14 protein-coding genes are annotated in these 9,829 nt (G+C 68.1%); 9 read left to right on the forward strand and 5 right to left on the reverse strand.

Going from position 1 to position 9,829, the window contains the following annotated elements; all coding sequences use genetic code 11:
- From ACFE77_RS15035 to flgB, 4 genes are all read right to left on the reverse strand, one after another.
- A partial coding sequence (locus ACFE77_RS15035) for a flagellar basal body protein (RefSeq protein WP_375422474.1) occupies positions 1–130 on the reverse strand: 130 nt, incomplete at its 3' end.
- Between the two features lie 25 nt (positions 131–155).
- Positions 156–833: a flagellar hook assembly protein FlgD gene (locus tag ACFE77_RS15040; protein ID WP_375422461.1), complete on the reverse strand. Its 678-nt coding sequence runs from the start codon at positions 831–833 to the stop codon at positions 156–158.
- Between the two features lie 2 nt (positions 834–835).
- Positions 836–1,243: a flagellar basal body rod protein FlgC gene (gene flgC, locus ACFE77_RS15045; protein ID WP_375422462.1), complete on the reverse strand. Its 408-nt coding sequence runs from the start codon at positions 1,241–1,243 to the stop codon at positions 836–838.
- 1 nt (position 1,244) lies between these two features.
- Positions 1,245–1,613, reverse strand: coding sequence for a flagellar basal body rod protein FlgB (gene flgB, locus ACFE77_RS15050; RefSeq protein ID WP_375422463.1), 369 nt, complete (start codon positions 1,611–1,613; stop codon positions 1,245–1,247).
- A gap of 317 nt (positions 1,614–1,930) precedes the next feature.
- Between flgB and ACFE77_RS15055 the strand changes: the two genes are divergently transcribed.
- The 9 genes from ACFE77_RS15055 to ACFE77_RS15095 all read left to right on the forward strand — a co-directional run bounded on the left by ACFE77_RS15055 (position 1,931) and on the right by ACFE77_RS15095 (position 8,797).
- Positions 1,931–2,596 (forward strand): motility protein A, encoded by a 666-nt coding sequence (locus ACFE77_RS15055; RefSeq protein ID WP_375422464.1) that lies wholly within the window; start codon positions 1,931–1,933, stop codon positions 2,594–2,596.
- Positions 2,593–3,111: a flagellar motor protein MotB gene (locus ACFE77_RS15060; protein ID WP_375422465.1), complete on the forward strand. Its 519-nt coding sequence runs from the start codon at positions 2,593–2,595 to the stop codon at positions 3,109–3,111. The genes ACFE77_RS15055 and ACFE77_RS15060 overlap by 4 nt, the downstream gene beginning before the upstream one ends.
- Complete coding sequence (locus ACFE77_RS15065; RefSeq protein WP_375422466.1) at positions 3,108–3,611, forward strand: flagella basal body P-ring formation protein FlgA; 504 nt, start codon at positions 3,108–3,110, stop codon at positions 3,609–3,611. The genes ACFE77_RS15060 and ACFE77_RS15065 overlap by 4 nt, the downstream gene beginning before the upstream one ends.
- 71 nt (positions 3,612–3,682) lie before the next feature.
- Positions 3,683–4,009, forward strand: coding sequence for a flagellar biosynthesis anti-sigma factor FlgM (flgM, locus tag ACFE77_RS15070; protein WP_375422467.1), 327 nt, complete (start codon positions 3,683–3,685; stop codon positions 4,007–4,009).
- On the forward strand, positions 3,996–4,310 hold the full coding sequence (locus ACFE77_RS15075; RefSeq protein WP_375422468.1) for a flagellar protein FlgN: 315 nt from the start codon (positions 3,996–3,998) through the stop codon (positions 4,308–4,310). Before flgM ends, ACFE77_RS15075 begins: the two co-directional genes overlap by 14 nt.
- Positions 4,311–4,400: 90 nt before the next feature.
- Positions 4,401–5,258, forward strand: a complete 858-nt coding sequence (locus ACFE77_RS15080) for a lytic transglycosylase domain-containing protein (protein WP_375422469.1) — start codon at positions 4,401–4,403, stop codon at positions 5,256–5,258.
- 1 nt (position 5,259) lies between these two features.
- Positions 5,260–7,329, forward strand: a complete 2,070-nt coding sequence (gene flhA, locus ACFE77_RS15085) for a flagellar biosynthesis protein FlhA (RefSeq protein ID WP_375422470.1) — start codon at positions 5,260–5,262, stop codon at positions 7,327–7,329.
- Positions 7,326–8,075: a sigma-70 family RNA polymerase sigma factor gene (locus ACFE77_RS15090; protein WP_375422471.1), complete on the forward strand. Its 750-nt coding sequence runs from the start codon at positions 7,326–7,328 to the stop codon at positions 8,073–8,075. Before flhA ends, ACFE77_RS15090 begins: the two co-directional genes overlap by 4 nt.
- Before the next feature lie 86 nt (positions 8,076–8,161).
- Positions 8,162–8,797, forward strand: coding sequence for a hypothetical protein (locus ACFE77_RS15095; RefSeq protein WP_375422472.1), 636 nt, complete (start codon positions 8,162–8,164; stop codon positions 8,795–8,797).
- 394 nt (positions 8,798–9,191) lie between these two features.
- Here ACFE77_RS15095 and ACFE77_RS15100 read toward each other — a convergent pair.
- The coding region (locus tag ACFE77_RS15100) for a flagellin (protein WP_375422473.1) at positions 9,192–9,829 on the reverse strand (638 nt) is incomplete at its 5' end.

The following is a 9,829-nucleotide window of genomic DNA, read 5'->3' on the forward strand; positions in this document are numbered from 1 at the left end:
CGATCACGTCGGCGAATTCGGTGCGGCTCTTCTTGAAGCCGTTGGTCGCGACGTTCGCCAGGTTGTGCGAGATCGTCGACATTTCGGTCTGCGAGGCCTGGAGGCCCGAAAGCGAGGTATAGAAGGACATGCGAGGTTACTCCTGAAAAGGGGCTTCAGCCGATCGAACGGACGGCGGTGACGGGGATCTGGCCGATGCCGGGCAAGGTGAGCGTGGCGGCACCCGATGCGGTCGAGACCGACTCGACGGGCGCCCAGACGAGGCCGGTGGCGCCGACGGTCTTGCCGTCGTTCTGCGCAGAAACGCTGACGGTATAGGGTCCGGTACCCGCCGGCTCGCCCGAGGCGGTCTTGCCGTCCCAGTCGAAGCTGGTCGTGCCCTGCGCCTGCTTGCCGAGCGCGATCGTCTTCAACACCGCGCCGTTGCCGTCGGCGATGGTGACGCGGACGTCGGAAGCGGCGGCCGATACCTCGACCGCGCCCGATATCCCACCCGAGCTGCGCGCGTAGGCGGTGGTGCCGGCGGTCAGCACGGTCTTGCCGATGTAGGAGACCGCATCCGCGGTGGTGGTGCCGCCGAGCCGTTCCGAAATCGACTTCAGCGTCGACGACATCTCGGAGATGCCGGCGAGCGACGAGAACTGCGCCATCTGCGCGACCATCTGGGTGTTGTCGACCGGGCTGAACGGATCCTGGTTCTTCATCTGCGCGGTCATCAGCTTCAGGAAGTCGTTCTGGCCGAGCGTCGACGCGCCGGACGCCTTGGCGGTCCCGGGGTTCGAGGTGCGGGTGATGCCGAGATTGGCGAGCGTGGTGTCGAAGGAACTTGCCATGATCAGCGGCCCAATTTGAGGGTGTCGATGATCAGCGACTTGGCGGTCTGCATCACTTCGACATTGTTCTGGTACGAGCGCGCGGTCTCCATCATGTCGACCAGCTCGCGGGTTTCGTCGACCGCCGCGGCGAAGACGTTGCCGTCCTTGTCGGCGAGCGGGTTGGACGGATCGTAGCGCTTGGTCGGCTCCTCGCCCGCGCTGACGACCTTCTCGACGTCGACCGTGGACATGCCCGTTGCGGCGTCGAAGCTGGTGCGGAACACCGGCTTCATCGTCTTGTACGCGGCTTCCGCCGATCCGGCGGTGCCGCCGACGTTGGCGAGGTTCGACGCGGTGGTGTTCATCCGCACCAGCTGCGCGGTCATCGCGCGGCCGGCGACCTGGAAGATGGAAAGGGGATCGGCCATGTTATTCGCCCTTCAGCGCGCGGGTGATCTGCCCGATGCGGCCGTTGAGGAACGACAAGGTGGTCTGATACTGGACCGCGTTCTCGGCAAAGGCGGTCTGTTCCTGGCTCAGTTCGACGGTGTTGCCGTCCATCGAGGTCTGCAGCGGGACGCGGTACTTCATCGCCGCCCCGATGCTCCCGGCACTGCCGCCAGCGCTGCCGCCAGCGCTGCCGCCTTCGGCGGACGCGAGCGCCGCCTTGAAGTCGATGTCGCGTGCCTTGAAGCCGGGGGTCGAGGCGTTGGCGATGTTCGACGCCAGCACGCCCATGCGCTGCGAGCGCACCGCGAGTGCCGCGCCATGTACCCCGAACAGAGTGTCTCCGGCCATCGCCGTATCTCCAGCGCTTGAGTGCGCAGGACGGACTAAGCAATGGCCGTGCCAGTTTGTGGATTCGCGGGTGGAGGCGTCGGATTCGACGGTTTGCCCGGAGGTGGCCGACGACCGGCAAGGCCGACGGCAAGATGTTGCCGGTGCGGCAAGCGCGTCGTTGCCGCTCTTCATCGTTCCCCGGCGAAGCCCGGGCCCAGTTGGAAGCAGCAGGTAATCGAGCGCTGCTCTCGAACCGCTTGACCTCCGCAACTGGGCCCCGGCCTTCGCCGGGGAACGCGATTGCACATGGCACGCGCCTTGCAGAACTCCCGCGCATGGATGCTGTCGCTCTCCTCCTCGATCCCGCCGCGGTCGCCATCGTCGGCGGCGGCACGCTGCTTGCGGTCTGCCTGCGGACCCCGGCGCGCGATCTCGGTCGCGCGATCTCCGCGCCGCGCACGCTCGCGCGCCGGCGCTTCGACGCCACGCCGCTGGTCGAACAACTCGCCGCGCTTGCCCGGATCGCCAGGCGCCACGGCGTCATCACGCTCGACAAGTCGGTGATCACCGATCCCGATCTCGCCGCAGGCATCGCCGCGATCGTCGACGGCCTGCCTGCGGACGAGGTCGCCGCCCTGGTCGACGACCGCCGCCGCGCGCGCATCGAACGCCACGTCGCCGCCGCCGACGCCTGGGCCGCCGCTGCCGAGGCCGCGCCCGCGATGGGGATGATCGGCACGCTGATCGGGCTGGCGCGGATGTTCTCCGCGATGGGCGATCCCAGCGTGATCGGCGCCGCGATGGCGGTCGCGCTGCTCGCAACGCTCTATGGCGCGCTGCTCGGCAATCTCGTGTTCCTGCCGGTCGCCAGCCGGCTGCGTGCGGCCGGTCGCGCCGAGGCATTCGAACGCGCACGCCTTGCCGCCCCGCTCGCCCGCTTGGCAACGCGCGAGACGCCGCGCGCGCTCACCCCCGCGACGGCCCTGCAGAACGCCGCATGACCGCGATCGCCTATCCCGATCCGCCCGCGGGCAAGCCCTTGTGGCTGGTGACGCTCGCCGATCTCGCGCTGCTGCTGGTCGGCTTCTTCGTGCTGCTCCAGGCCAATCAGGGCATCGATCGTAGCGCGCTCGCGCGCGGGCTGCGCGAAGGCTTCGGCGTCGTCACGCCCGATCCGGCACCGTTGCCGGTAGCGGCGGACGGCGTGTTCGATTTCGCGCCGGGCTCGGCGGCGTTGCCCCGATCCACCGCCGCGATCGCGCAGTGGGCGAGCGACGCCGCGCGCGACCCACGGGTCATGCTCACCGTCACCGGCTTCGTGGACGGCACTCCCGCCGACATCGACCCCGCCACCGGCAGCGCCGCGCTGCTCGCGGCCGACCGCGCCCGAGCCGTCGCCGCCGCACTCGCCGTCACCACCAAGGCGCGGATCGCCATCACCACCAGCCAGACGCCGGGCCGCCGTGCCGCGCTGGTCACTCTCGCCTTCGCCGGCGAGCGCAAGGACCGTCCATGATCGTCGCGCTTCTTCTCGCCGCCGCCCCGGTGTTTCAGGACACCCGCTCGCTGGACCGCGCGGTGTCGGCCTTTACCGGCCGGCCGCTGGGCGCGGAGGGCGGCGCCCGCACCCCGATCGATACCCGGCTGCGGCTTGCCGCCTGCGCGACCGTCGCGCTGTCGTGGCGCACCGAGGCGCACGACGCGGTGGTGGTCAGCTGCGCGGGGCCGGACTGGCGGATCTACGTGCCGGTCACGATGGCGGCGAACGCCACCGCCGCGCGCGTCCAGCCCGCCGCCTATGCCAGGCCGGTGAAGCTCGATCCGATCATCAAGCGCGGCGATCCGGTGGTGATCGAGGCAGGCTCGGCCGGCTTCGCGATCAGCCGCGAAGGCGTCGCGCTCGCGGATGCCCAGCAGGGCGCGCGTTTCCTGGTCCGCGTCGACGATTCCCGGCAGCCGGTCCAGGCGATCGCGGTCGCCGGCGGTCGCGCCACTCTGCCGGGTTGGGGCGAGTGAATCTTTTTCGCTAAACTTCGCTCGCGACAGGCCGTTTATCCACGTGTCAGCCAGACCAGAAGGGTGCGGACATGATGGAAGCGATCGGGATCAAGGCAGTAGGAGGGGAGCGAGGCATCACGCGCATCGCCACGACCGCGCCTGCCGCGCCGGCGGCGAATGCCGCCGCGGTTGCCGCGCCGTCTTCTTCGGCCCCTTTTTCGGCATCGTCGTCACCGATCGATAGCCGGGCGGCGGACGTTGCCCGGCAACTCTCGTCATCGCCCCCGGTCGACATGGAACGCGTCGCCGCGATCAAGCGCGCGATCGCGGATGGATCCTTCCCGATCCTGCCGTCGACGATCGCGGATCGCCTGCTCGCCCTCCGTCTGGAATGGGCGCCCAATGGCGAAGCGTGAGGCCCTGATCCGCGTGATCGACGCGCTGCACGCCGAAATCGCGGCGTTGAAGACGAATGACGTCCACGCTCTGGAACGCGCGACCGCGGACAAGCTGGCCGGGATCGAGGCGATCGCCTTGCTCGGCACCGGCCCTGCGGGCCCCGATCTGCGCGAACTCGCCGACGAGGCCAACCGCCTCAACGAGACCAGCCGGATCTACGTCAACCTGATGGCGGCAAATGTTCGCCGCCGCCTGCAGGTTCTGACCGGCGAAAGCGGTGCCGGCTACCGGCCGACGCTTGCCGGCGCCTACGCGTAAGGCACGCCCGCCCCTTTTCCGTGGGCCCTGAGTAGCGCCCCACATACGATCCCGACATTCTGGCACGCGTCTTGCTGATCACCGGCCAGCATGACCGTCAATTCCATCACCAGTGGCCGGATCCATTCGGCGATCGCCCAGGCGAGCAGCCGGACCGGCGTCGACTTCTCGTACCTGCTCGGCCAGGCCAAGCTCGAGAGCGGGCTCAACGCCTCCGCGCGTGCGGGCACCTCGTCGGCATCGGGGCTGTACCAGTTCATCGAACAGAGCTGGCTCGCAGTCGTCAAGAAACACGGCGCCGAGAACGGCATGGCGTGGGCCGCCGATAGCATCGGCCAGACCAACGGCGGTCGCTACACCGTCGCCGACGGAGGCACCCGCCAGGCGATCCTCGCGCTCCGCAACGATCCCGCCGCCGCCTCGCTGATGGCGGCCGAGCACGCGGCCGACAACAAGACCGCGCTCGAAGACAAGCTCGGCCGGCCCGCGAACGGCACCGATCTCTACATGGCGCATTTCCTCGGGCTAGGCGGCGCCAAGAAGTTCCTGTCGGCGATGCAGAACGATCCCGGCGCGAGCGCGTCGTCGCTCTTCCCGGCCGCCGCCGGCGCCAACCGCAACATCTTCTACGCGTCGAACGGCCAACCACGCTCGCTGTCGCAGATCTACGATCGGTTCGCGACCAAGCTCGGCAATGCCAGCGCCAGCGCGGGTGCCGAACCCGCTGCCGGCACCGCTAACGCGAACTACGCCGCACAGGCGCTCGACGTCGAGGGATCGACCGTGATCACGGGCAGCAACCAGAGCGCGGAGGACGCGCTCAGCTGGGCGACCGCGGCGATGGGGCGGTTCAAGGGCGATGCTCAGGTCGCGAGCGCGAGCCTGTTGCGCCCGACGCCCGACACCGCGCGGCTGGCGTACATGATGCTCGCGCGGATGGGAGGCTGAGATGCTGAACAAGCTGCTCTCCAACGGCCGTGCCGCCGCGCTGCCGCTCGCGATCCTGCTGCTGGTCGTCGTCATGGTCGTGCCGATCCCGGCGGCGCTGCTCGACATCTTCTTCGTCGCCAACATCGCGATCAGCCTCGCGGTGCTGATGGTCGCACTCAACGCGCAGAAGCCACTCGATTTCTCCGCCTTCCCGACCGTGCTGCTGTTCGCGACGCTGTTCCGCCTCGGCCTAAACGTCGCCTCGACCCGCATCGTGCTGGTCCACGGCCATGAGGGCGAAGCCGCCGCGGGGCATGTCATCGAGGCGTTCGGCACCTTTCTGATCGGCGGCGACTATGTCGTCGGCATCTTCGTGTTCGCGATCTTGATGATCATCAACCTGATCGTCGTCACTAAGGGCGCGGGCCGCGTGTCGGAAGTCTCGGCTCGCTTCACGCTCGATGCGTTGCCCGGCAAGCAGATGGCGATCGACGCCGATCTTAACGCCGGGCTGATCACCCCCGACGAGGCCAAGGCGCGCCGCGTCGAGGTCTCGACCGAAGCCGATTTCTACGGCTCGATGGACGGTTCGTCGAAGTTCGTGAAGGGCGATGCGGTCGCCGCGCTGCTGATCCTCGCCGCCAACATCGTCGGCGGGCTGATCCTCGGCCCGGTCAGCCACGGCATGTCGATCGCGGATGCCGCGCATAACTACATCCTGCTCGCGATCGGCGACGCGCTGGTTGCGCAGCTGCCCTCGCTGATGCTGTCGATCGCCGCCGCCGCGATCGTCACCCGCGTCAATTCCGACAAGGACCTCGCCGGCCAGATCGGCAGCCAGTTCGGCGCGTCCAAGACCTGGATGCCGGTCGCCTGCATCCTCGGCCTGCTCGGCGTCTTCCCCGGCATGCCGCACCTGGTGATCCTCACCGCCGCCGCGGTCGCCGGCTTCGCCGCGTGGAAGCTGCGCCAGATCGAGCGCCGCCCGCCGCCGGTGGTCGAAGTGCCTGTCGAGACCGTCGACCAGTCGCGGATCGGCTGGGACGAGGTGTCCGATGGCATGCAGGTCAATCTCGACATCGGCTACGGCCTGGTGCCGCTGGTCGACGAGCGCCGCGGCGCGCCGCTGATGGGGCGGATCACCGGCGTTCGGCGGCAGCTGTCGAAGGAGTTGGGCTTCGTGGTGCCGCAATGCCGGGTCCGCGACGACATCAACCTCGCGCCCTATACCTACCGCATTCTCGTCAACGGCGTGATCGTCGGCGAGGATCAGGTGTCGCCCGACGACATGCTCGCGCTCGACACCGGCCAGGCCTATGGCGCGCTGTCGGGCAAGACCGCCAAGGACCCGACCTTCGGGCTCGACGCGACCTGGATCGCACCCGGCGATGCCGATGCCGCGACCGGCGCGGGCTATCTCGTGGTCGATGCGGGCACGGTGATGGCGACGCATCTCAACCACCTGCTCGGCCAGAACGCCACCGACCTGCTCGGCCCCGACGAGGTCCAGGCGCTGCTCGACGGGTTGAAGGAGCGCGCCGGGCATCTGGTCGCCTCGCTCACCCCGCAGCCGCTGTCGCTGACGACGCTGACCCAGGTGCTGAAGGGCCTGCTCGCCGAGAACATCCCGCTGAAGGAATTCCGCCGCATCGCGCAGGCGATCACCGTCGCCGCGCAGCGCTCACAGGATGCCGAGGAGATCATCGAGATGATCCGTCCCGAACTCGGCGCGTTGATCATTCAGAAGCTGTGCGGCGTGCGCGAACCGCTCCGCGTGATGACCCTGGAGGGCCAGCTCGAAGGGCTGCTCGGGCAGGCGATCCGTGCCGATAGCTCGCGACGCCACGTCATCGAACCCGACCTCGGCCGCCGGATCGTCGAGGCGCTGCAACGCGCCGCCGCGCCGCTGGTCGCCGAAGCCAAGCCGTTCGCGCTGGTCGTCCAGCCGGCGATCCGGATCGCGATCCGGAAGCTCGTCAAGACCTGCTTGCCCGACACCCCGGTGCTGTCGTTCTTCGAAGTACCCGAGGAGAAGTCGGTCGAGGTCGTCGCGGTGATCGGCGCCGCGCAGCCGGCGCTTGCGGCATGAGCGCCGAGCCGATGAAGAGCGCGTTCGCCGCGGCCCAGCCGCTGACCTACTCGCCCAAGCAACGCCCCGGCGGCAGTGCCGAGGCTCTTGTCCGCCAGCATCTGCCGCTGGTCCGCAAGATCGCGTGGCACGTGCATGGATCGATGAGCTCGATCGTCGAGGTCGAGGATCTCGTCCAGGTCGGCCTGGTCGCGCTGGTCGAGGCCACCACCGCGGCGGAGGAACAGGGCGCCAGCTTTCGCAGCTACCTGCAGACCCGTCTGCGCGGCGCGATGATCGACGAACTTCGCCGCCAAGCGACCACGACCCGCGGCGCGATGCGTCGGCGACGTCAATACGCCACCGCCGTCGCCACCCTTACCTCGTCGACGGGCACCGCCCCGGGAGAAGCCATGCTCGCCAACCACCTCGGCGTCACGATCGAGAAGCTGCGCGCCGACTATGTCACCGCCGATGCGATCCGTTTCGAACCGATCGACGACGTCTATGCCGACGATCTGCCGTGGTTCGCGGACGACACGCCCGACGCGTTCGAACAGCTCGCCGACAGCGACCTGCGCCATACGCTGATCGCCGCGATCGGCGCGCTGCCCGAACGCGAAGCGCAGGTAATCCAACTCTATTATGTCGACGAACTGAACCTCGAGGAGATCGGACTGGTGCTCGGCGTCGGCTCCGCACGGGTCTGTCAGATCAAGGGCGCCGCCCACGCCAAGCTCAAGCGAGCGCTCGCTCGCCGAATCTAGTTCGCACCGATACCGATCCATCTTCGCTGGACCGCAGCACCGATCGACCTGACCCTCGACGCTCCCAATAGCTAACGGGGGTTGGTATGATCGACAGGTTGACTGCAATCACCGCCGCAATCGCGATCGCGGTGTTTCCCGCTACGAGTCAAGCCCAGGACAGCGGACCGCCGAAACCAGCCGCGATCGCGGACGAGGCAGCGGACTTCAAGACAAAGCAGGAGGCCATCAAGGAAGGGAACCGTGCCTTTGCCGGCCTCGAGCTTGGCGTCGGCCTTTCCTTCACCATCGATCGCGGAGAGCGCGACCGCATCGGCAACGCCGTTCTGGTCAATGGTCTGGTGCGGGTGGACGACCAGAACAACAATCGCGCCCGCGTCATGCTCGAATCGCATTATTTCCTGACGCCGGGCGTCGGCGGCAACAACCCCGCCGACCCGACCGTCAGGCCGGCGCGCTGGGGCATAGGGCCCTTCGTTGCGATTCAGCCCGGCAGCGACGAGGTGATCGAAGCGATCGGAATGGGCGTGATGATCGGACTGCGCCGCGGCGACAGCGGCCAGAGTTTCAATCTTGGCTTCGGCTATGTCGTCGACCCGAATACTCGTGTGCTCGGCGACGGCCTGACGGCCGATGCGCCGCTGCCGCCGGGCGAAACCGAGATCCGCTACAAGGAGACCGCGCAGAGCGGCATCCTGATCCTCAGCTCCTTCTCCTTCTGACGCCCGGCGCTCCGCCCTGCGATGCGGTGGATGACACGAGCGTCTCGCTTATCTCTCTCCGTCACAGCGACGCCGAGCCACCGCCCTGGCGAGGAAGGATCGGGACACTCTACCTAGAGCAAGACGACATCGCGTTGACCCATCCGTCATCCCCGCCTGCGCGGGGATGACGGACAAGGTGGCTGGTGCAACCCGAAGTCGTCCAGCTCTGCTTCCGCCCTGTCGAGGGGTCGTGGCAGCCGTCAGGCTGACGGAGGGAGGTTGCCGGCCACCTCCGCGAACTGCATCACTACCCTTACACACGCAAAACCCCGGCGGCGTGATCGCCACCGGGGTTCGCTGTGGTCCGCCACCGTCACCCTTGGGGGGCGGTGTCGGCGGCGGAAACGCCGTATTACTTCAGGAGCTGGAGCACGCTCTGCTGGCTCTGGTTCGCCTGAGCGAGCATCGCGGTCGATGCCTGGCTCAGGATCGATGCCTTGGCGAGCGCGGTCGATTCAGCCGAGAAGTCGGCGTCTTCGATGCGGCTCTTGGCGTCCGACAGGTTGGTCGCGTTCGAGGTCAGGTTGGTGACCGCCGACTGCAGCCGGTTCTGCGAAGCGCCGAGCTTTGCGCGTGCCGTGGTGACGTTGGTCAGCGCTTCGTCGAAATCGGCCTCGTCGAACTCGTAGTCGGCAGCCGACACGTCGATCGTCGAACCCGTCGAGGTGGCGACGCCGGAAACCGTGACGCCGCCGAAGCTGATCTCGACCGCGTCGGCTTTCACCGCGCCGGCCTGTACCTTCACGGTAGCGGCGGTGGCCGGGAACAGCTCGACGCTGTTGAACGTGGTGTTGGTCAGCGTGCTGTCGATCTGCATGCCGAGCGCGTCCATCTCTTCCTTGATGTTCTTGCGATCGTCTTCCGAATAGGTGCCGTTGCCGGCCTGCACCGCGAGTTCGCGCATGCGCTGGATCATGTTGGTGACTTCGTCGAGCGCGCCGTCCGCGGTCTGGATCATCGAGATGCCGTCGTTGGCATTGCGGATGCCCT

This window comes from uncultured Sphingomonas sp., from assembly GCF_964243315.1.
In the GTDB taxonomy this organism is placed as follows: Bacteria; Pseudomonadota; Alphaproteobacteria; order Sphingomonadales; family Sphingomonadaceae; genus Sphingomonas.

What these genes read in the sequence shown, in the direction of transcription:
- ACFE77_RS15080 (WP_375422469.1), top strand. Translation starts at nt 4,401, where the DNA reads ATGACCGTCAATTCCATCACCAGTGGCCGGATCCATTCGGCGATCGCC.
- flgC (WP_375422462.1), bottom strand. Translation starts at nt 1,243, where the DNA reads ATGGCCGATCCCCTTTCCATCTTCCAGGTCGCCGGCCGCGCGATGACC.
- ACFE77_RS15065 (WP_375422466.1), top strand. Translation starts at nt 3,108, where the DNA reads ATGATCGTCGCGCTTCTTCTCGCCGCCGCCCCGGTGTTTCAGGACACC.
- flgB (WP_375422463.1), bottom strand. Translation starts at nt 1,613, where the DNA reads ATGGCCGGAGACACTCTGTTCGGGGTACATGGCGCGGCACTCGCGGTG.
- ACFE77_RS15060 (WP_375422465.1), top strand. Translation starts at nt 2,593, where the DNA reads ATGACCGCGATCGCCTATCCCGATCCGCCCGCGGGCAAGCCCTTGTGG.
- flhA (WP_375422470.1), top strand. Translation starts at nt 5,260, where the DNA reads ATGCTGAACAAGCTGCTCTCCAACGGCCGTGCCGCCGCGCTGCCGCTC.
- ACFE77_RS15090 (WP_375422471.1), top strand. Translation starts at nt 7,326, where the DNA reads ATGAGCGCCGAGCCGATGAAGAGCGCGTTCGCCGCGGCCCAGCCGCTG.
- ACFE77_RS15040 (WP_375422461.1), bottom strand. Translation starts at nt 833, where the DNA reads ATGGCAAGTTCCTTCGACACCACGCTCGCCAATCTCGGCATCACCCGC.
- ACFE77_RS15075 (WP_375422468.1), top strand. Translation starts at nt 3,996, where the DNA reads ATGGCGAAGCGTGAGGCCCTGATCCGCGTGATCGACGCGCTGCACGCC.
- ACFE77_RS15095 (WP_375422472.1), top strand. Translation starts at nt 8,162, where the DNA reads ATGATCGACAGGTTGACTGCAATCACCGCCGCAATCGCGATCGCGGTG.
- ACFE77_RS15055 (WP_375422464.1), top strand. Translation starts at nt 1,931, where the DNA reads ATGGATGCTGTCGCTCTCCTCCTCGATCCCGCCGCGGTCGCCATCGTC.
- flgM (WP_375422467.1), top strand. Translation starts at nt 3,683, where the DNA reads ATGATGGAAGCGATCGGGATCAAGGCAGTAGGAGGGGAGCGAGGCATC.